The sequence below is a fragment of the Methylobacterium sp. WL12 genome, assembly GCF_008039475.1.
Classification (GTDB): domain Bacteria; phylum Pseudomonadota; class Alphaproteobacteria; order Rhizobiales; family Beijerinckiaceae; genus Methylobacterium; species Methylobacterium cerastii.
This window is the reverse complement of the sequence record NZ_VRUW01000024.1, coordinates 1-19,804: the sequence shown is the minus strand read 5'-3', so window position 1 is coordinate 19,804 and position 19,804 is coordinate 1. Positions and strand designations below refer to the sequence as shown.

Sequence of the window (19,804 nt, the reverse complement as noted above, 5' to 3'; positions counted from 1 at the left end):
ACCATCAATAGCCCCAGGTTGAATGCATACAATATTGCATTCAATCATCATCACGCCTTAGTTCCGGATGCATGTTCTCCACTGGCAGTCAGATCGGCATATGCACAACAGAGCATCACGCTATGCCTACTCTGACTGCATGGATTGATGGTATTGTATGTATAAGTTCTGTATGCCGTTTGGGCGTCCGATACGGTATGGAGCTTGCTACCCATACAATCAAGTATTGATCGCATCTTGATGGTGTGCTTGGAGAACGGATGACCTTAGCAGCGCGAGACGGGCGACCGACGCCTTCGGATGTCGTGAGCGGGACGTGGACGCCCGATCTGAAGCGTTGGGGGAAGCCCCACTACCTCGCCATCGCCGAGGCCTTGGCGGACGACATCCGGACCGGACGCCTGACGGTCGGCACGCGGCTCCCGACCCAGCGTGCCCTGGCCGAGGCCCTCGACCTGAACTTCACGACCGTCTCGCGCGGCTATGTCGAGGCCCACAAGCGCGGCCTGATCGAAGGACGCGTCGGCCAAGGCACCTTCGTGATCGATCCCGTGCGCCCGGGCCGGGCCACGCCTTCGAAGGACGGCTCACGGATCGGGCCGGTCGACTTCACGATGAACCTGCCTCCCGAGCCCGACGCGCCGGCTTTGCAGGCGCGGATGCAGGCCTCGTTCGCCGAGTTGTCCAGCGACCTGTCCAACCTGCTGCGCTACCAGGGTTTCGGCGGAACGGACGAGGACAAGGAAGCCGCCCTGCGCTGGCTGAAGGGCCGGAGCATCGACACGCCGCGGGAGCGCTTGCTCATCTGCCCCGGCGCCCACAGCGCCCTATTCAGCGTGCTAGGCCAGATAGCCCGCCCCGGTGACGCCATCTGCGCAGAACGCATCACCTACCCGGGCATCCGGTCGCTGGCGGCGCATCTGGGCCTGCGCCTCGTCGACCTGCCCATGGACCGGCACGGCGTCGACCCCGATGGGTTCGCGGCCGTCTGCACAAAGGTCGCGCCGAAGGCGATCTACCTGAACCCGCTCCTGCAAAACCCGACCACCACGACCCTGTCCCGGACGCGGCGGGAGGCCATCATCGCGGTCGCGCGCCGGTACGCCGTCACCATCATCGAGGACGATGCCTACGCGCGCATCTGCCCGGCGCCGCCCCCGAGCTTCGCCGAGCTCGCCCCCGAGATCACCTACTACGTGGCCGGCCTCGCCAAATGCCTCGGCGCCGGGTTGCGCCTGGCTTTCCTGGTGGCCCCGAGTGCCCGATCCGCCCTTCCGCTCGCCGGCGCCCTGCGGGCCGCCACCGTCATGGCCTCGCCGATCTCGACAGCGCTGGCGACGCGCTGGATCCTGGACGGGACGGCGGATGCCGTCGTCCAGTTCGTGCGCGAGGAATCCGCGGCGCGCCAGCGCATCGCGACCTCGCTGCTTCCCAGTGGGACCTACACCGCGGACCCGCACGGCTTCCACGTTTGGATCACGCTGCCGGAAGGCTGGACCCGCTCGGCCTTCGCCAGTCAGGGACGTTCCGCCGGGCTCGGCGTCGTCGCCAGCGACCCGTTCTGCGTCGCCGGGACGCCGCCCGAGGCGGTACGCCTCTGCCTCGGCGGCCCCTCCACCCGGCAGCAGATCACCCAGGGCCTGGAAGTGCTCGCCCACGCGCTGGAAGGCTCGCCGGCGCTTGCGTCGTCCTACATTTGAGCGGCTTGCCAGCCTGGCGCTCAGGCCACATCGGCAAGTTGAACGCAGCCAGCGTCGTCAGACCTGATGCCCGCAGTCCCCCAGCAGGTCGGTGGGTTCACGCCACGAATGCGAGGTATCCGCTGATGGTCATGACGGACAGGATGGTTGAGGTCAGGACGACGTTCGAGGTGATGGCTGCCTCCCTGCCGTAGAACTCGGCCAGCATGAACGGGCCCGTTCCGGTCGGAAGCGCAGCGAGCAGGACGGCGGCGTGCGTCAGAATCGGCGAGAGCCCGAACACGACCGTTGCCAGGATCCAGGTCACGGCTGGCTGAAGGATCAGCTTGAACCCCACCAAGAGCGCTGCCGAACCTGGGTCGCGATCCGTCGCTGCCCGTTCCGCTGCCAGGAAAAGACCGAGCGCCACCAGCGCGCAGGGCGAGGCTGCCCCACCAAGCAGCTTCAGGAAGGTCTCCGCAGGGGCAGGGACGTCCAATCCGGCGAGCGGAATGAAAGCGCCTAGGACCGGTGCGACAAGCAACGGATTGCGCATCAACGAGCCGCCGACCTTCATGACGAGATCCCTGCGCCGACTCTCGGTCTGCAACCCGATCTCGATCAGCACGATGGCGATGGCGAACAGGATGCAGACCGTTATGATCGTAGCGACGAGCGTCGGGGCGAGAGCCTCCCGGCCGAGTGCTACTAACGCCAGCGGGAACCCGATGAAGCCCGTGTTGGCGTAGCCCGCATTCAGGCCGTCGATGGCGGCGTCGGCCAGATGCCTCGGGCGTTGCAAGCGGACGACGAGCGTGAGGCAGAACACGAGGGCGGCGCCGAGGCCGAAGGCAGCGACGAAGCCCGGCTGCCACACATCGATCCATCGCGCATGCGCGACGATGTCGAACAGCAGCGCCGGAAGCGCGAGGTAGACCACGAACCGGTTGAGTTCCGTCGTCGCGTGAGGGCCTAACACGCCGATCCGACGGGCGAGCCATCCGGCGAAAATGAGCGCGAAGATCGGCAGGACGACGGTGAGCGTGGACAGCATGACAGGGGGTCCCCCGAAGTGATGGGGCAGGCCTATCCTCGAAGCCCCATATCATCCAATGCTGATTGACGCCGTCATTCATACCCTTTCGGTATCATGATCGACATCCGACAGATGCGCTACTTCGTGGCGCTGGCCGAGACGCTTCACTTCGGCCGGGCGGCCGAGCGACTGCGTATCAGCCAGCCTCCCCTGAGCCGGCAGATCGCCAACCTGGAGAAGGAGCTCGGTGTGCGCCTGCTTGAGCGTCACACGCGGCAGGCGGCATTGACCTACGCGGGTCGGCGGTTCCTAGAGGATTCGCGCGCCGTCCTGGCCTCGTTCGACCAAGCCTGCCGTAATGCACGGCTCGCCGACGGGGGCGAACTCGGCGAGCTGTCCGTCGGCTTCATGATGCACGCCGCCCACACGGTCCTGCCAGGGCTCGCGCGGCGGTTCATGGCCAGCCACCCCCAGGTCCAGGTCGAGCTGCGGGAGGTCGTTCCCAACGCACTGGCCGATGCGGTGCTGACCGGGCGGTTCGACGCCGCCATCATGTTCAATCCCGGACCCGTGCGAGGACTGGACGCACACGCGATCTTCCGTGAGCCGCTGTGCCTCGCGGTGCATGCCCGCCATCCCCTCGCCGGACGGGAAGGCATCCAGGCTCACGACCTCGTCGACGAACGCCTGATCGCGGCGCCGGCCGATGTTGCGCCGACATTGCGCGAGGCGGTCGTCGGGTTCTGTCGCTCGGGCGGCTTCGAACCGACCGTCTGCCTTGAGGCGCAACTCCAACAGACCATCGTGAGCCTCGTGGCGGAAGGCCTCGGCATAGCGCTCGTACCGCAATCGCTGCGTAAGATGGGGGTTGCCGACGTGGTCTTCCGCGACCTGCAGGAGGCCCCGACCATCGAGCACGTCGTTGTATGGAGGCCGGGGAACCTCAACCCCGCCCTCCGGCCTTTCCTCTCGGAAGCAGGCATCGTCCCACGGGCGGAAATGACGCTTTCGCACGAAGCCTTGCCGTAGGGCGGACGGACGGGTCCCGACCGAGGCCGTGTGGGAACGCAGATCCCTCAGGTTCAAGGCGAATGTCCTGATGAGAGTGTCGCAGAGCGAAGCGGTGGCCAACAAGCCCGGATGGCCGCCATGAACGGACCGACCCCGAAGATCTGGATTATCCGCTTCATGTTGTAGGCCAGAACCTGCAGGCTCATCTCGGTTCTGACCTTCGCCAAGGTCCGGGTCAGGAAGTGGGTCGCTCCCATCCAGGCCTTCAGCGTGCCGAACGGGTGCTCGACGGTCTGACGGACGACGTTGGGCCGGCTGCTCGCCATCGCCCGCAGTGACAGGACGATCAGCCGGGCAACGTCGGCCAAGCGTACGCCCTGCCAGAAGGGGCATCGCGGAATGTCCGCTCTTTAAGGTGCGACATTTTAGACATTCGCTCTCGCGACTGCCTCCGGCGAACGCCTTAAAGCGGCAACGAGCAGAAAAATAGGGCGAGTGGCATAGCCCTACCGCAGGCATCTCAGGAAAGCCTGTAGCCCCCATGCAGAGCGTTCACAGATACGGAATATGCGCAGCCCATAATCCTTAGTATAGGCAGCAGATTAAGCATCGATATTCAGTGATTGATCTTTAAGATTATCGGTATATGTATTTACGCACAGTCAATAATTTCTGGAGTCTAGCATGTCTGGTGGGATCAGCTTGTGTACCTCTACGAGTGCTTCAAGGGCCTCTGTCGGCCTCGATGTGCAAAGAAACCAGAGCATCGATCTTTTAGACGCATCACTTGAATGTACAATCAATGTACAAGAGCGTGCCGAAGTAAGAGCCGAAGGCGCACCTACCGTACGCTTGCCTATGATCAACTACATCACGCAAGCAGAGCTTTTTCCCCGTCCTGCACCGTCTGACGATGAGCGGGAATTTCGTTCAATACTTCAAACTGTTTTGCCGGAAAAAGCTCCGGCAATTGTTTCAATTATTAATAATATCGAGCGTAGAGAAAATTCGTTTTTAGTAGAAGGACTGATGTGGGACGGGACCGTCGTGAGTATTGAGTTAGTGGGGCGCTATAGAAGAGGATTGAAAGCTGATCTGCGTTGGTATGCGCGTCCAGACGAGATTCAATTCGGTTGGGAGCCCGGATCAAAGCGTTGGCTTAGACACGCCGGCGACCTTCGTGTCGTTAATACAAATCGTTGTAATTTTCAGCGTATAGACATTGCTGCCTGAGCAGACAAGCGAAACAAATCGAACGAAGCCTATCGCATTCTCCGGCGCTCGAGGGCTAATACATCGAGACAGAAGTCCTGTACAGATTCTGACAGTATGGGATCAGGATACGGCCCTTGGCCAGGCCAACGTCGCCGGGGCGGCGCACCTGCGGGCCCGAGCCAATCGAATACTTCAGGACGATGCTCTGGGACGGCTTGACGAAAAGCTCGGCCTGGACGAGGTCGCCGGTCCTCGTGAGGGCCCGGGTGTAGCCCATCGCCTTTCGCATCCATGGCGTGGCGTTGTCGAACGTGTCCTCGATGGCCTCGCCGACGCCGATGCTCGCCGCCTTGGCCGTCTCGGACATGGCCCACGCGCACGCGCGTCGGTATTTGTCGAGCCCGACTTCGGAGATGTAGGCGTCCTGCCAGGCCCCGACGGCATCGCAAATATCTGAGAGGACGTCGAGGGAGAGGGCCATGCCAGGACGGTACCCGACGGTACGTCACGCGTTCGAGGTCACGGGGGATGGCCTAGAAACACAGAACCCCCCGCCACGGTGGCGAGCGGTCTGCATCGATGTGGTGCATCGCGCCCGGATGAGCCCCTCGAATATACCGGAGGGGGTCGAACGCCACAAGGTAAACCAGTCCCGGAACGGTCCAGAAACGAGGTATAGACCACGACGGGCGGCGGGTCGGGAAGGGGAAGAGAAGGAGGCGACGAGGCGAGCCCCAAGAGGGGCGCGCCGGGCCCGGGGGCCCATATGTGGAACCAATCACCCGATTATCGTTGCAGGAGAACGGGTTACAGCGCCGAGAACGCCAACCAGGATTTCGTCCATCTTGGCCTCCATCCACGCACCCTTGGAAGCCGGTACGATGAAGCTGTCGTGGACGGGCAGGCAGGGGACGGACGCCTTCTCGCACGCCTTCAGGACGTCCACCGCCATGGCGGCGTCCACGGCCATGCAGCGGATCCCACGGTCGGCGCCGATGTCTTTCGCGATGGGCGCGTTCCTCTTCACCACCGCCTTCAGCAGGCCGCGGGTATAGTCCCATCCGTGCCCCCACCCGTCCTTGTCCATGAGGGCCGCGGCCGCCGAGTTCATCGTCCGGGCGTTGAGGGCCACGTTCAAGGCCAGCTTCCCCTCGGACCTCGGGAACACGCCGGTCTCGTAGGGATCGTGGCGCAGGGCATGTCCCCGGGCCGCGTACAGAATCCTGGGGTGGAGCGTTGCGAAATCCGGTTCGACGCAGACCTCGCCGTTGATGAAGAGGTCCTTGCGGGCGCCCTTGGGTAGGGACTGCCACCACCCGTACAGGCGCCCGTGCCGGTCCCACCGGCCCCGGCCGAACACGCGGTACACCTCGGGGCTCGGGGTTGGCACCACGCAGGCCCAAGTGCCGCGCTTGTCGTTGCGGGCCCGGACGACGCGCGTGGCGTGCTCCCATCCGTCGCCCGTCGGCATCGTGACGCTGACCTGCCCGAGGTAGGCGTTGATGCGGTCGAGCTCGGCCTCCAGGCGTCGCGTCTGCCGGGTGGGGTCGTAGCCGATGACGTCGCCGGCGTCGTCCTTGAGGATGAGGCGGCAGCGGCGCGTCTCGTACTCGAAGGGCGAGTCGCGGTAGGCGTGGACGAGGTCGGGCGTCGCGCGCAGGCGGCTCTGCATCCCGGTGGTGAGGTGGTCCCCGGCGCTCGCCCTGACCTCCTCGATGAGGCCGAGCTCGACGAGTTCGGCGACGGCGGCAAGGACGCGGTCGTAGGTGTAGGGCAGGCCCTGGTACCGCGACTGACCGGCGTAGAACGCCTTCCGACGGCTGTAGCTCACCCACCTGCCCGCGCCGGGCTCGATGTCTGCGGCGATGCATGCGGCCGCGAGGACGCTGCGACGGGCGAGGTCCTGCTTGCGGTCGGCGATGTCGGGGATGCCGGCGGCCGAGAGGATATTCTCGGGGACGCGCCAGTGGAAATCGAGGGCGCGGTCTCGCGCCGGTCCTGTGTCGAGCATGAAGCGTCATCCGGTGACGGTTCATCGTCGAGCACCACTTCGACGACGTCCGACAGCCAGCGTTCGCCAGAGCCTTGCTTATGTCCAGGCCTCTGATCCGGCCGGTTTACTCCATTCCGTAGAGTAAACTACCATGAAAGCTTGCCCATAGGTAAGGCTATACTCGTGGCACTAGAAGCCCCCTGCCGTGTCCATGCGGTGGCCCGTCTCCGCCGGAATGTGAAATCACACCAAGCACCCATCGGAACGGCTCAGCGGCGTTTCGGCGAGGTCCGACTTTTTTTCGGGATTTCCCACGGTCCGTCACGCTGATCCTCGGGCAGGCCGCATGAAGGGGCTTGGGGATGCCTCCGGCCGCGAATCGCCCCCCGACCGCGAGGGGAACGACATCGTGGTGCAGACCTATCCGATCGGCGCCGAGCCGGTGGCGGTGGGGCGCTCAGTGCACGGGCGAATGGCCGACGAGCATGCGACCGCCGTCTCGCTCGCCGACAGCCGCTTCCGGGAGGATCTCGGCCGGGCCGGCATCGACTACGACACGGTCCACCCGGATATCAGCTCGCGCGTCCTCGGCGCCCTCGTCCGCGGCGAGCACGCCGATCCGCTCGATGCCTACGAGCGCACAGTCGGTGCGATGCAGGGGCCGCTGCAGCCCTACGTGAAGTCGACGACGGTGCGGGAGGAGATCCCGGACGTCCGGTTCGGCCAAGCGAATCCCTCCGCAGTCGTGGAGCACATCGACTACGCCCTGCGCACGGCGAAGGGGCCGGTGGCGAAGGCGCTGAATGCGGCGCGCAACACGCTGTGGACCCGCTCGGGGCCGGGCCAGCCGCGGGAACTCGACCTGTCCGTGGAAGGCCTGCAGGGCGCCCGCGCTGCGATGGGCGACCTAATCTCCCAGGCGGAGCCCACGACGCAGCGCGTGCTGATCGGCGTGCGCGACCGCCTCGACCAGGCGCTCGCCGCAGTGCCGGAGCACGCCGAGGCCACGCGCAACTTCGCGACGGCGAGCGTACCGCTGCGCCCCTTTGAGACCCCTGCGCTTGCCAAGGTCATCGAGCGCGACGAGTTCGGTCGCTCGTTCACCCTTCCACCGGAGCGCTCGGCGCCGACGATCGAGGCCGGCGGGCCGACGGCGGTGCGGACCTTCAACACCGTGGCGCCGCCGGAGGCGCGCGCCGGGTTCGAGAACTACCTCGGCACGAAGCTGCTGGACGCGGCGACGGACGCCCGCGGCACGGTCTCGGGCGATGCGTTAGCTCTCGGCATCCGCGACCGGTCCGACGTTCTCGATACGGTGCCGGGCCTGCAGCGACGCCTGCAGGGTGTACGCGCGGCCGACGAGGCGCTCGCGCCACAGCGCCAGGGCGCGATCGGTGAGCTGTCGCGCGCCGCGACGACCGAGGCCGCCGGCGGCATGGTGTTGCCGTCCAAGCCCCGGGTCGGTGGTGAACGCGAGCTCGTCGACCTCATCATGCGGACGGCGCGTGAGGAGCTGCAGGGGACGGCGCAGCTCGTGCGCCAGCGCCTCGCCGATCAGGCCGACACCAGCATGGGCCGGCCTGTCGGTGGCGAGGCACAGGGCGGCGGGGCGAAGTTCGCCAAGGACATCGCCGGAACGCGTCAGCAGGCGACGAACCTCGACGCGGTGCTGCGTGCCCTGCCGGACAGCCCGGCGGCGCCGACGGCCGTCGACGACCTCATGCAGATCCTACGCGCTACGGGCACCCGGAAGCCGCAGGGATCGCCGACCGACTTCAATGCGCAGTACCGGGCGGAGATCGGTGGTGAGACGCTGGCGCAGCAGGGGCTGACGGCGCCGAAGACGCAGGGTCGGTCTCTGCTGGCGAGCGTCGGCGACGCCTCGAAGCGCGCCTACCTCGGGCGCAACAACGCGGCCTTGGCGGACATCCTGTCGGCGCCTGATAGCGTTCAGCAGATCCGCGCCATCGCGGCACGGGGCGCCGAGACGCCATTCGCCGATGCGTTCATGCGGATGGCGTTACAAGCTCCTGCCGCGGGGCGCGCCAGGTAGCGCTGCGGCAGGGGGATCGCATGACTTACTCGCTTCATCACCTCGCGCCCGGTAGCTACGATCTGGTGCTCAACGGTGCCATCGTCGGCGGCGTGGTTCGCGAAGTGACGGCGAGTGGCTCCGTCCGAGGCTGGTGCGCCGAGCTGTTCGACGATTTGCCAGAGGGGACGCGCCCTCGCCCCTTCGACTGCGTCGAGCATCGTTTCCCGACGCTGGAAGCGGCGGCGGAGTGGCTCGGCGGCGCGCAGATCCTGGACGCCTTGGAGGATGCGTAGGTTCGTTAGATGGCGGCGGTGCCGAGCCAAGCGCTCGTAGCGTTGCGCCCCTCTCGTCTCAGATGCCGACGCTCTTTGCGCCCGCCTCTGCAGCTTGCTCGACCGTCGCCCCTTTCCGAAGTGACATCGCTATGGCCGTCGAGGCGGCATCGACCGCGCCCGCGCGTTCCTCGCCATAATCATAGGACTGGTTGCTGCCGGCGCTCAGCCGCGCGTGGTAATTATCCGGGTATCGCTTGTTCATCCTAGTTTTCAGGATCTGCGTAGCCACGTGGTAGTCGGTCTCGAACGAGCGCGCTTTTCCAGGGGTCGGCCCTTCGAACGTGCCGGCTTCCCGTTCAGCGGCGCCCTTCCGCATGCTGTGTCCCGATCCTCGGGATTTCCCAAGTCGACGTAGCCAGGCCATGAGCGAACCAAACATGGTCGTTATGCTCCGCAGGCGACAACGGCCGCGACGCGGCCTGAACCTACCCGTAGCACGTGCCGGTCAGGACCCGGCCTCGTGCTGAGCTATCGCTTCTCGCAGGCAGCCTCCTGCTCGAACCTCCTTCCGAGGAATAAACCCGACGCGGAAGCGTCTAACCTATATTCCCAAGGCAACCTTCAGCTCGCCCGGCTCCGGCCGCGGCGGGCTTTTTCGTGCTCTGGCCGCGGATGTTCAGGGGTGGAACGCTGTTGAAAGCCTTCTCTACGACCAAACTATCGTTGCGGCGCCGGTTGCCGACGCCACCATGGCTTGATTAATTTTCCAGCTGTAAAATTGTTATGCCAGCGGAGAAGTGGCAATGGCGATCAGCGACGAAATGCGAAGGCTCCAGGCCAAATGGGCCAGCGGCGGCGGCTGGCCGAAACGCCTTGAGTCGTTAGAGATCAACAATGTACGTGGATGGCGTAATCAGAGAGTGGACTTCCGCTTCCCGATTGCCGCCATCGTGGGCGAAAACGGATCGGGCAAGAGCACAATTATTCAAGCTGCAGCAAGTGTTTACAATGGAAGAGTGAGAAAAAAGACGAAATTTGCCTCTGATTTTCTGCCTACGACCGCTTGGGACGACTATAGAAACGCCCGTATCGCCTACACGTATAGAGAGGGTGACGTAACGAAAAATGGCCTTGTGAGAAAGCCAACAACTAGGTGGCTTGGAAACGATGAGCGGCCGATACGAGATGTTGAATGGGTCGATCTTAGTCGTATTCAGCCAGTTTCAGCCAGGATTGGCTACGCTAAAATTGCAAAATCGACGCACATTGAAGTTTCTGCGACTGAATTTGAGAAAAAAAGAGTTGAGCGTCTTTCGAGCATCATGGGTCGTAAGTACCAGTCGGCGAGGATGGCCGTAAGTAGCACTGACCCAAAGCGTAAGGTTCCAGTACTTGTTGACGAAAGCAGGTCGTACTCCGGATTTCACCAGGGCACCGGTGAAACCACCATGATTGAATTTCTTCAAACAGATATCAATGAATATGGACTATTGATTATTGATGAAATTGAGACCTCCCTGCATCCACGTTCGCAACGAAGGCTAATTCGCGCTCTCGCTGAAATATGCCGGGAAAGACAAGCTCAGATCATCATGACGACTCATTCGCCCTACATACTTGATGAATTGCCCTTGGAGGCACGGATGTACATCTTGGGCAAGGGCGAAAATAGAGAAATTGTATCTGGTGTCAGTGCTAATTTCGCTATGACGGATATGGATGATGAAACGTATCCTGATTGTGAGCTGTATGTCGAAGATGAACGTGCTCTCACAATGCTTTCAGAGATCATTGCTACTCACGGCCCTGAGTATGCGCGCCGATCAAAAATCGTGCCGTCCGGCGCGGCTAATTTGGGACGGGCTTTAGGCGAAATGGTTGCCGCAAAGCGGTTCTCGCGGCCGACCTGGGTTTTCATTGACGGCGACAATGCCCCCGCGAGAGGATGCACGCTGTTGCCAGGGGATGATGCGCCAGAACGAGTTGTATTCAACGATCTTAAATCGAAGGAATGGGGCGTACTTCATCAAAGAATAGGTAGGGATTATTCACGAGTAGCTGACGCGTGCCAAACAGCGATGACGCTAAGTGATCATCACCAATGGGTAAACTCTGCTGGCAGTTCTTTATTAGTGCCTGGATCTCACCTATGGCAATCTATGTGTTCGGTATGGGCTGCAGATTGTTTGGATCAAGACGAAGCTAAAAAAATTATCCAGCCTATTGAGGATATTCTCATAAACAAGCAGTAATATTTGCTTTCTGTCCCTTGATAAAGCACGAGGCGGATCGGTGCTGGTGATGCCATGGGTCTCGCCGGAAGTGGGCCGGCGGGGATAGGGGCGTGGGCGTGATGGCGCAACGCGGTGATCGGCCGCCGCGGGTGCCGGCCTACCCGTGATCCCCCGTCCCGAGCACCCTTATCAGCTCGTGCCCGGCATCTGTCAGGAACCACGCCTGCTCGTCCCACTTCCGTCCTACATACTGCGCAGGCCGGACGGCCACGTAGCCGAGCGCCACCAAGGCTCGCGCGGCTTTCGGATGTGCGGAGGTGCGGAGACCAAGCGGGTGGAGAGCGACGGCACGGAGAGCTTCTAAGGCTCTACCGCGGACGGGCGAGATGCCACCGCTGACCACGCCGCTGGCCGAGCCAGCTAGCAGGATCGCGTTCCGCACCATCAGGCGCCGGTGCCTCACTGTCCTATCCGGATCGGCGACGGCCAGACGCGCCGGATCGTGCGCCCGCACGGCGGTAGCCAGATCCAACGTACGCCCGCTAGCGAACCGGAACAGGCTCTCCGTCGGGTCGCGCATGAACACGTCGACCGCGGCGTTCACCTCGTCGTCGGTGACGTTCTTGGCCTTGAGCAGGTCGCTGGTGATCGTGGTGCTCATTGCCACCGCTCAGAAGACGCAATCAGCTGAACATAGCATCTGCGTCGCCGGCGTCGGAAGAGTTCAGACTTCGGGAGGATCGGTCGGTGGTGGGTCGTAGCGCTCCCTGAGCTCGGCACGACCGCCATCGGTGATCCTGTACTCGCCGCAGTCTGTTTCCGGCTCCGTGCGCCCGGTGGCGACGATCAGGCCCAGCACTTCCAGACGCCGCATGTAGGCGCTCACCTTGTAGAAGCGCGCCCCGGTCTGAGCCAGGGTCTGAAGGCGGTAGAGGCTGCCCGGTGGGAGCTTGTGCATCGGTCTGCAGCCCGGCCGTCAGCGCTGCACCGCCTCGATATCGTCCTCGTAGATCGAGTCCGGCTGGCAGGCGTGCCACTGCTTCTTCTCGTCGCTCTGGCCTTTGCGGCCCCAGCAGTAGCCGGCTTGTGCCAGGCGGCCGCTCAGACGATCGCGGAGCCGGCATTGCTCTCGGACGACGTCGGCATCTCCCGAGCCCTCACACCCCTGCGAGGCCTTCCTTTCAGCCGTCAGCAGCTCTGGCACGGTCGGCATCTGCTGCTGCGCGCTGGCGCCTCCGGCCATGACGACAAGAGCGAGGGCGGCGAGGGTTGTGCGCATCCCGCGAGGATAGCTGTCGCACTGCGGTGGTCGAGATAAGCGCGCCTCGACGATCTCCTGGCCTTAGATCAGGCTCGGGACCGTGGCATGGTGGAACATGCAAATCCCAACGCTACCCAACCATAGCGTCGCCGTTTCTGCATGCCGGAGCGATAGGGAGCGCTTTCGGTGGTCGGTGACGACGACCGGCTTTCACCCTTGCCGATCCACACAGTCCTACTCATCAGCAGCCCAAGCGCTCGCGGCAGGAATTTCGCACGCGCACTCACTGGCCGAACGCCCGCCAATCCGTTCGCGGATCAACGACGGGAGCTGGATGTAGCGACCGAATAGCCGGGCAACGATTTGTGTCCGATTGGAGGGGGTTGCCAACCTCTCAGGTGCCTGCAACCAATCTTACACATTGATCTCATTGCAGGTTTACATATGACATATACAGGAAAAACGAAAATAAATTTGTAATCCTTGAGCGCCTATGCGACTGTCTGCACAGTCCTTGATCTGCGAATTATCAAATTGATGCATTGCGCATATTAGGGTAATAGCAGGTGTAGATTGTGCATGAGGTTGTCAGCTCGGCAGAAAAGCGGCTCCGACTAATTGCGGATTTGCTAGATGTGCCTCTGAACGGACTGTTATCTGATGCTCTTGAGCCAGAAAGTATCGCGGATACGGGAGAATGTCTGCGCCTTTGGTACATGATCAAATCAGTACCGGACCGACAAAGAGCCCTCAACGGTATGCGCGCGGTGCTAAACCATCCTTCGGTCGAAAATAGCTAAACCGCTGATTTAAGATATTACTAAAGCTCGGAATGCAAGCATGCCGAGCAGGGCCGTCGGTGCCCAGCGTTTCGCTCATTTCAGGCGGCGATCGACGCCTGCAACGCCCGCTTCGGCCGCGGCAGCGTCGTCCACCGCCCGGGCTGGTCTCGTGGGGAAGCGGACGTGGAGCACGAAGTTCGAGATGCGAACGCCGCGCTATACGACGCAGGTGTTGGAACTGCCGATCGCGATGGCTCAAAGCTGGATCATGGCCGTACCAGCGCAGCCTTAACCTGCTTATTGTTTGTACCGACCGGCCTCGCACCAGAAGCGGGTTCGCGCGCCAGGCTGCGCCTGGAACAGCTCTTGAGCCTGCCGACAGTTTTGCTGGTTGTAGGCGCGGCTCTCGGTAGCGTCGAAGGTCGCCACGTGAATCCGAGCGTTCTCGTCGAGAGGCGAGTTGCGGTACAGCGTTTCGACGTTCTCGGACGAACCGCAACCCCCTAAAAGCACGGCACAGAACAGAAGCGCCCGCCTCATCTGCGCGTCGCCCGCCAGCCCGCAGCCTTCGCCTCATCCTCGGTGCAGAACATCCGCTCGCCGGTCTTTGCGTCGATCCGGGTCCGGTCGTAATCGCGGGAGCCCGGCAGATGGTAGACCTGCTCGCCCTTCCGGCTGATATTGCCCTTGATCGTGCAGCCGCCAGCAGCCGGCGGCTCCGCGCGCGAGACCGGCGCGGGGATCGGCCCGTCCGGGCCGCCGGGTGCTGCGAAGCCCATGTACATGCCGCGCTCGCCCCTGCGCCACTCGGACGGGGTCGTGAAGGAGCCGGCCCAGATGCCGTGCTTGGCCGCTTTCGCGGTTGCCTCGGCCTCGACGTAGTCGGTGGCGTAGCGGCGGTAGGCGACGGCGTGGCCCTGGGCGACCATCCAGGCGTTCAGATCCTCGGCGCCTTTCCGGCAGATGGCGACGGTGCGGCCATAGCGATCAGTGTCCCGGGGCTCGCAAGAGATTGGCGCCTCGCCGATCCGGTCGGAAAGGGCCAGGGCGGCGGTCTGACCGCACCGGTAAGACTTGCCGGCGACGTCTTGGCATAGCTGCGCGCTCTCAGGGGCGTCAATGCCGTGGAGACGGATGCGCGTGCCGTGAATGACGACCGTGTCGCCGTCGGTGACACTAGCCCGGCCGACGATCACCTCCGCAGCTCCAGCGGCGGCTCCGCCCGAGGCAAGACTGATGGCGACCAGAAGAAGTACCCGGAACATGGGCGCGGTCTCGCGTGTCGCGGCGATCCAAGAAGCAGAGGAGCAGCCGAGCTAGGCAGCCCTCAATCCCGACGCGTCCGGTATCGCTTTCCGGTGGCGTCGGTGAGGATGATCGAGGCCGTCCTCGTGGGATCGGCTGCAATGCCGGCCGGGGCTGCAGTCTGGTCGGTGCTCCTTGCAGGCTGCGATTGCCCCAGCGCCACGACGGTCAGCGCGGCCACGGTAATCGCAGACCATAGACCGGCAACAGCGATAGTCGGGATCTTCGGCACGCATGCACCCTTACGGTTGATCGAAGCGTGTCGTTGAATGATCAAAGAGGCTGATCCGCGGCAGGCGTTCAGTCCAAAAAGACGCGGATGCCATCGGTGTTGAGGAGCTCGCGCTGATCGGCGCACCAGCGCTCGGCGCCGATCTCGGCGATTTCCTTGGACAGGCGCTGGCCCTCTTCGTCGATCGCCGCCAGCGCTTGTCGATGGCCGATTGCCTTGTCGAGCGTGGGGCGGACGGTTCGTAGCAGGCCCTCCGACACCTTGTCGTCGATCGCGTAAGCCTTCCGGCAGTAGAGCGTGATGCCAGCCTGCGCGCCGACGATACGCACCAGCCCCTGGACCATCTCGGCCTGTTCCTCATCCTTTGTCTGCGCTGCGAGACAGGTCTGGGCGCCGATCAACATGGTAAGAGCGACGAGGACGCGTTTCATGGAGTGACCCGTGGGCATCGACGCTCCATCAGCGCCGCAGCAATCCTAGAACAACCAGGGTCGTCGCCCGGCTCCATCGACCGCTTGCCGAAAAGCAGCATGACCGCTGAACCCCCTTCTACGGTTTTACCAAGAGCACATTCACGGCCTTCGAGAGTACGCGGACGGTGTCGCCTACAGCCAGACCCAAATCGTCAAGCGAGTCGACCGTCATAACCGAGGACATCCGGTAGGAAGTACCAACCAATTCGACATCGACCTGGGCCATCACATCGCCAAGCCTAATAGCGATGATCGTCGCTGGGATATCATTGCGGGCGTTGTGCTTCATTTCAGGCCGCCCTTCGCCTTCGGTTGCTCGGCATCTCTCGCTAAGCGCGCTGCCTTCTGCCGGGCCAGGTTGGTCTCAGCCACGTTCGCCTGTGGTTCCTCGGCAGGCATGGAGATGGGCAGGCTCTGCTCCTTCGCAAAAGCCGCTTCCGCTTGCTTCCACTCTTTGCTCTGATGTTCGGACAGCGTGTGTTCCTCAGCAGGGTTGACATCAAATGCAGTTCGTCGGGTTGGTGCCGACGTCTCAACCGATGAGCCGAGGCCGTCCTTGATCACGGCATTCTCGAAGGCCTCGTAGGCAGCCTCATCGCTTGCGAAGGCCTCGGGCCACACGATAGGCGAACCCTCGTGATCGATGACCTTCAGGGTCCACCCGTCTCGTGTCCCAGCGAGGCGGTAGATATGAACCTGCACGGTCTGGATGGCACATTCGACGTCCCCGCTGAGCGGAGAGATCTCCATCTTTTGCTCAGGGTCGATGGCTGCTGGTTGGTCCATCAGGTCGTGCCCTCTGAATCTTCACGATGGCACGCGTAGCCCTGACCGGCGAGCCAATTCGCAACGCCATGTTGGAACCCTACCACACGCGCAACAGGTGCCCGCCCGCCAGTACGAGGACGGTGAGGGTCACGGCCGATACGGCAATCTTCTGCGCCAACCCTGATCCACGGTGGGTGCCGCGCCGGTTTGTGGTTCGGGGCCTTAGGGCGACGATCTTCGGATCAGAGAGATGCTGCGTCAGGCTATCTGGCAGCCTGCGCTTTGATGGTCCCCTGGGCATGCTTCCCTTTCTACGACTTCTTCGCTTTCAGCCCTTCGCCATCAAGCCGATGGATGGCTTCGGACGGGAGGGTTTTGGCCCGGGCTGGTCTGCGATCACTGCCGTTGCGTCGGGGTAGGGTTCTGAAGCGGCGAGCCGAGTTGCGAAGGCTGCTGCCCAGAAGGCTGCGGCGCCGGGGCTGGCGCCGGTTGTCCAGGCGTCGCCGGCGGAACGCCAGCGCCGGTCTGCAGTGTCTGGTCGGCCTGCGTCTGGACCTTATCGGCGGTCTGCTGGCTGATGAGACCGTAAGACACAGCCACGGCCAGGGCGACGGCTAGGACCGCCCCGATGATCGTCTTTGCGAGCTTGCTCTGCATAGGTATCTCTCCTCAATTCGCGCCACACCTAGGCTGCGCCCTCCCGCGTGATACCAGGGCGCAGGACGATCGGCCGGACACGGGCGAACAAGCGCATCGGTCGGGTGCTCCGAGACAAGTTGTCCGACGGTAGCAGGGTCGCGCGAATCCGACGAGCTAATCTGAGGCACGCTCTACAGCGGCCGCTATATGGGCTGCCTGTGTGAGCCGGCGCGGTTAGATACCGCTAAGTCATTGAGAAGACTGGCGCACCCGACACGATTCGAACGTGTGACCTTTGCCTTCGGAGAGCCGCGGCGTGACCGACAAGCTCTACACCCTGTCCGCGCTGCCGGCCGAGTACGTGAAGACCGCCGGGACCTTCGTCGGCGGCGCCGTTCTCGCGGTCGGCACCTACGTGATCTCCAGAATCCGAGAGGCCCGTAGGCCAGTCGAGCCTGCTCCGGGTATCCGGCGCATCGCCCTTGATCCGGTCGATCGGGACTCGGCGGCCGGACAAGCAGCCGGATCGCCGAGACTTGTGGGATCCGGACGTGCGCCGTCGGGGCGATCGTTCGCCAGGCCCGCCTCGAAGGAATCGAGCTTCCGGCACGTAAGACCGGGCGCCCGATCGGGTGGCGCAAGCCGAGCCCGGCCAAGCCGTTCAAGCGTAGCGGTCAGCCGCCGGCTCTCGACCGGGACGATATCCTCGATGGCTGGTGCGATGGCGTCCAAGCCCGCGACATCGCCCTGCTGACCCGGCGTTCGCCCGGCTCCGTGAAGGAGATCGTCCGCCGGACCCACCTGTCCGGTGACGCGCGCGCGACGCGCCACCTGCGCTGGCCGGATCGGGAGCTCGCCGCAAGACCCGCTTCGCCGCCCTCGCCCTCGCCGCCGCCCTGCTGCCGATCCCAGCCTAGGCGGCTGCCTGTCCGCCCCGGAGCTAGTCGCCGCGATCCCGCCGACGCTGCCCGAGACGGGTTTCGTTGGCCTGGTCCCGTCCGGCTCCGTGCCGACGGTGCTGGCGTGGCTCGAAGCCGCCGACCTTCCGCATGACGCGGACGCGATCGTTCAGGTCGTCGGCGATCGGGGCATCGCCCTCGTCCTCGTGCGGGGACAATCCTGCGGGGACCGGCCCGTGGTGACCCTCATCGGCGCGGCCGCCGCCGACCTCGTCGGCCTGGTTCGCCGGTACCGCGCGCTGCGTGGCTGGGGTCCGGAGCTCGGCGCATGACCGTCCAGGAGCGCGACGAGCGCGACGCGAAGCTGTTTGCCGCCGACGCCCTGAGGGAGGCGCGGTCCGTCATGGCGTCGCCCTCGACGGGGTCCGGCTACTTCATGTCGGTGTTCACGATGCTGGCCATCGGGGCGCTGTTCCCGGAGCTGCTGGCCGAGACCGACGCCGCCGACGACTGAGGCGCCGACCCGTCCCGACCGCGAGGCCCAGCGGGCCCGCAGGGCAGCCTCGCCCATACAGGGGCGGACTACGTAGGCCGGCGACCCGTCCCCTAGGCGAGCCGATCCCGCCCGCGCCGCCGTTAACCGAGCATGGTTTTGCCGGTCGAGACACCCTGCATCGAAATGATACCCAAAGGGGCGTCGCTTCACGCAGCGAAAATCGGTGCGATTTTCTTTCGCAATTTTTGCCGATTTCCATTTACGGAACGTTTGAGCTTGTGTCACGGTTGAACACCAACCAAGACAAGGAGCCGACGATGCGCAACGCCCCGATCACCGCCACCCAGATCCACGAGGAGGAGCCCGACATCGACGCGCTGCTGGCCATGATGGCCGAGCAGGCCGCGCGGAAGGCGGCGGTGGAAGCGGAGGAGGAGCCCGACCTCGACGCGCTCTTCGCCTGGATGGCCGCCGAGGCCGCCCGGAAGGCCTGAGGCATCCGCCGGGGCCGATGCGCCCCGGCGATCCCCTCCCACCCGCAGCACGAGGATCGCTCGGATGTCAGAGTCCCGCCGCCAGCGCGTCATCGAGGAGTACGGCTCGCTCCCGGCGTACCAGGCCTACGTCACCGAAGGCCGCGACGTCTGCGCCGCCACGATCAAGAAGGATCGCCTCACCGCCTGGACGGTGACGCAGTTCCAGGACCTCGCCACGGAAGCCGACTACTTGCGCGATTGGGCAGCCGACCTGCGCTGGGTGACGGCCGAGATCGCCGCCGACGAAACCGAACGGGCGGCCGCCCCCGCGAGCGCCGCCTCGTTCATTCCCGCCAACACCTGAACCTGAAGGACACCCCGATGCCCAAGCGCGCCCCCGACCCGATCCTGGACGTCACAGACTGGGAGACCGAGGAGCTGCTCGGCCTCGACGAGGACATCGACGAACTCGTCGAGGACGCCCGGATCTCGGTCGCGGGGCACCCCGACTTCCGTCACCTCGACCCTGACGTGCGGATCAAGGGCACGCCCGAGAAGCCGTACGTCGCCAAGCGTCCCGCTGACGTGATGAAGAAGGCCCTGCTGACGACCACCGCCGGGCAGGACATGAGCGAGAGGACGCGCCGAAAGATCATCAAGGCGATGCTGATCGGCCTGAGGGAGGAGTCGATCGATCTCGTCACGGAAGACGAGCAAGCCCGCAGAAGGACCGAGACCAACGCGCAGCTGTTGATGATCGCGTCGGGCTGGTACGTCCTGCGCGACGGGGCGCCGTTCTTCAGAACGGCCATGCGGTCGACCTGGGTTGCGGCGGCTGCCCAATCGAAGGCCGCCCCCCAGCTGGCCTACGTCTACGACAAGCCGATCCCGGAGGAGGCGGAGGAGGAGCCCGACGTCGATGCCATGCTGGCCCTGATGGGCAATCTCCCGCCCCTCGGCCGCCCCGGACACTGAGGATCGCCACGATGAAGAAG

At 64.0% G+C, this 19,804-nt stretch carries 23 protein-coding genes and 2 pseudogenes; 12 read left to right on the top strand and 13 right to left on the bottom strand.

Going from position 1 to position 19,804, the window contains the following annotated elements; all coding sequences use genetic code 11:
- Nucleotides 1-260 precede the first annotated feature (260 nt).
- Nucleotides 261-1,700, top strand: coding sequence for a PLP-dependent aminotransferase family protein (locus tag FV226_RS11590; protein ID WP_147763028.1), 1,440 nt, complete (start codon nt 261-263; stop codon nt 1,698-1,700).
- A gap of 97 nt (nt 1,701-1,797) precedes the next feature.
- Here the strand turns inward: FV226_RS11590 and FV226_RS11585 are convergent, their stop codons facing one another.
- On the bottom strand, nt 1,798-2,733 hold the full coding sequence (locus FV226_RS11585; RefSeq protein ID WP_147763027.1) for an AEC family transporter: 936 nt from the start codon (nt 2,731-2,733) through the stop codon (nt 1,798-1,800).
- Between the two features lie 114 nt (nt 2,734-2,847).
- Between FV226_RS11585 and FV226_RS11580 the strand changes: the two genes are divergently transcribed.
- A complete protein-coding gene (locus FV226_RS11580) occupies nt 2,848-3,744 on the top strand; it encodes a LysR family transcriptional regulator (protein WP_246691570.1) in 897 nt (298 codons plus the stop codon).
- Between the two features lie 53 nt (nt 3,745-3,797).
- Here the strand turns inward: FV226_RS11580 and FV226_RS11575 are convergent.
- Nucleotides 3,798-4,025 (bottom strand): annotated as a pseudogene (locus FV226_RS11575) (transposase); the annotation flags it as partial.
- A 385-nt stretch (nt 4,026-4,410) separates the two neighbouring features.
- Between FV226_RS11575 and FV226_RS11570 the strand changes: the two are divergent.
- Nucleotides 4,411-4,959: a hypothetical protein gene (locus FV226_RS11570; protein ID WP_147750244.1), complete on the top strand. Its 549-nt coding sequence runs from the start codon at nt 4,411-4,413 to the stop codon at nt 4,957-4,959.
- Nucleotides 4,960-5,014: 55 nt separating this feature from the next.
- Here the strand turns inward: FV226_RS11570 and FV226_RS11565 are convergent, their stop codons facing one another.
- Nucleotides 5,015-5,422: a hypothetical protein gene (locus tag FV226_RS11565; RefSeq protein WP_147763025.1), complete on the bottom strand. Its 408-nt coding sequence runs from the start codon at nt 5,420-5,422 to the stop codon at nt 5,015-5,017.
- Nucleotides 5,423-5,719: 297 nt separating this feature from the next.
- Nucleotides 5,720-6,952, bottom strand: coding sequence for a hypothetical protein (locus FV226_RS11560; RefSeq protein ID WP_147763024.1), 1,233 nt, complete (start codon nt 6,950-6,952; stop codon nt 5,720-5,722).
- A 328-nt stretch (nt 6,953-7,280) separates the two neighbouring features.
- Here FV226_RS11560 and FV226_RS11555 point away from each other — a divergent pair, with 328 nt between their 5' ends.
- Nucleotides 7,281-8,987: a hypothetical protein gene (locus tag FV226_RS11555; protein WP_147763023.1), complete on the top strand. Its 1,707-nt coding sequence runs from the start codon at nt 7,281-7,283 to the stop codon at nt 8,985-8,987.
- A 20-nt stretch (nt 8,988-9,007) separates the two neighbouring features.
- Complete coding sequence (locus FV226_RS11550; RefSeq protein ID WP_147763022.1) at nt 9,008-9,262, top strand: hypothetical protein; 255 nt, start codon at nt 9,008-9,010, stop codon at nt 9,260-9,262.
- Nucleotides 9,263-9,320: 58 nt separating this feature from the next.
- Here FV226_RS11550 and FV226_RS11545 read toward each other — a convergent pair whose 3' ends face one another.
- The gene (locus FV226_RS11545) at nt 9,321-9,620 is read right to left on the bottom strand and encodes a hypothetical protein (RefSeq protein WP_147763021.1); all 300 of its coding nucleotides are present in this window, start codon (nt 9,618-9,620) and stop codon (nt 9,321-9,323) included.
- Between the two features lie 427 nt (nt 9,621-10,047).
- On the opposite strand from FV226_RS11545, the gene FV226_RS11540 reads away from it, so the two are divergent.
- Entirely contained in the window at nt 10,048-11,496 is a 1,449-nt protein-coding gene (locus FV226_RS11540; RefSeq protein ID WP_210246510.1) for an AAA family ATPase, read from the top strand.
- Between the two features lie 139 nt (nt 11,497-11,635).
- On the opposite strand, the gene FV226_RS28595 is transcribed toward FV226_RS11540, so the two are convergent.
- The 3 genes from FV226_RS28595 to FV226_RS11525 all read right to left on the bottom strand — a co-directional run bounded on the left by FV226_RS28595 (nt 11,636) and on the right by FV226_RS11525 (nt 12,757).
- Nucleotides 11,636-12,139, bottom strand: a complete 504-nt coding sequence (locus FV226_RS28595) for a hypothetical protein (RefSeq protein WP_246691569.1) — start codon at nt 12,137-12,139, stop codon at nt 11,636-11,638.
- A gap of 63 nt (nt 12,140-12,202) precedes the next feature.
- Nucleotides 12,203-12,436 carry a hypothetical protein gene (locus FV226_RS11530; RefSeq protein WP_147763020.1) on the bottom strand — a complete coding sequence of 78 codons (234 nt, stop codon included), beginning with the start codon at nt 12,434-12,436 and terminating at the stop codon, nt 12,203-12,205.
- A gap of 18 nt (nt 12,437-12,454) precedes the next feature.
- Entirely contained in the window at nt 12,455-12,757 is a 303-nt protein-coding gene (locus FV226_RS11525) for a hypothetical protein (protein ID WP_147763019.1), read from the bottom strand.
- 866 nt (nt 12,758-13,623) lie between these two features.
- Here FV226_RS11525 and FV226_RS11520 point away from each other — a divergent pair.
- Nucleotides 13,624-13,813: pseudogene (locus FV226_RS11520) on the top strand (DUF4113 domain-containing protein); the annotation flags it as partial.
- Nucleotides 13,814-14,057: 244 nt separating this feature from the next.
- Here FV226_RS11520 and FV226_RS11515 read toward each other — a convergent pair.
- The 5 genes from FV226_RS11515 to FV226_RS11495 form a co-directional block, all read right to left on the bottom strand.
- Nucleotides 14,058-14,717 carry a thermonuclease family protein gene (locus tag FV226_RS11515; protein WP_246691568.1) on the bottom strand — a complete coding sequence of 220 codons (660 nt, stop codon included), beginning with the start codon at nt 14,715-14,717 and terminating at the stop codon, nt 14,058-14,060.
- A 409-nt stretch (nt 14,718-15,126) separates the two neighbouring features.
- Nucleotides 15,127-15,489, bottom strand: a complete 363-nt coding sequence (locus FV226_RS11510) for a hypothetical protein (RefSeq protein WP_147763017.1) — start codon at nt 15,487-15,489, stop codon at nt 15,127-15,129.
- Between the two features lie 118 nt (nt 15,490-15,607).
- Entirely contained in the window at nt 15,608-15,820 is a 213-nt protein-coding gene (locus FV226_RS11505) for a TOBE domain-containing protein (protein ID WP_147763016.1), read from the bottom strand.
- On the bottom strand, nt 15,817-16,317 hold the full coding sequence (locus FV226_RS28590) for a hypothetical protein (RefSeq protein WP_246691567.1): 501 nt from the start codon (nt 16,315-16,317) through the stop codon (nt 15,817-15,819). The genes FV226_RS11505 and FV226_RS28590 overlap by 4 nt, the downstream gene beginning before the upstream one ends.
- Before the next feature lie 378 nt (nt 16,318-16,695).
- Nucleotides 16,696-16,956 carry a hypothetical protein gene (locus FV226_RS11495; protein WP_147763015.1) on the bottom strand — a complete coding sequence of 87 codons (261 nt, stop codon included), beginning with the start codon at nt 16,954-16,956 and terminating at the stop codon, nt 16,696-16,698.
- 988 nt (nt 16,957-17,944) lie between these two features.
- Here FV226_RS11495 and FV226_RS11490 point away from each other — a divergent pair.
- The 5 genes from FV226_RS11490 to FV226_RS11475 all read left to right on the top strand — a co-directional run bounded on the left by FV226_RS11490 (nt 17,945) and on the right by FV226_RS11475 (nt 19,784).
- Complete coding sequence (locus FV226_RS11490; protein ID WP_147763014.1) at nt 17,945-18,169, top strand: hypothetical protein; 225 nt, start codon at nt 17,945-17,947, stop codon at nt 18,167-18,169.
- Nucleotides 18,166-18,351 (top strand): hypothetical protein, encoded by a 186-nt coding sequence (locus FV226_RS11485; protein WP_147763013.1) that lies wholly within the window; start codon nt 18,166-18,168, stop codon nt 18,349-18,351. Before FV226_RS11490 ends, FV226_RS11485 begins: the two co-directional genes overlap by 4 nt.
- A gap of 299 nt (nt 18,352-18,650) precedes the next feature.
- Entirely contained in the window at nt 18,651-18,827 is a 177-nt protein-coding gene (locus tag FV226_RS27940) for a hypothetical protein (RefSeq protein ID WP_187278738.1), read from the top strand.
- Nucleotides 18,828-18,891: 64 nt separating this feature from the next.
- The gene (locus FV226_RS11480; RefSeq protein WP_147763012.1) at nt 18,892-19,173 is read left to right on the top strand and encodes a hypothetical protein; all 282 of its coding nucleotides are present in this window, start codon (nt 18,892-18,894) and stop codon (nt 19,171-19,173) included.
- 17 nt (nt 19,174-19,190) lie between these two features.
- Nucleotides 19,191-19,784, top strand: a complete 594-nt coding sequence (locus FV226_RS11475) for a hypothetical protein (protein ID WP_147763011.1) — start codon at nt 19,191-19,193, stop codon at nt 19,782-19,784.
- Nucleotides 19,785-19,804 lie beyond the last annotated feature (20 nt).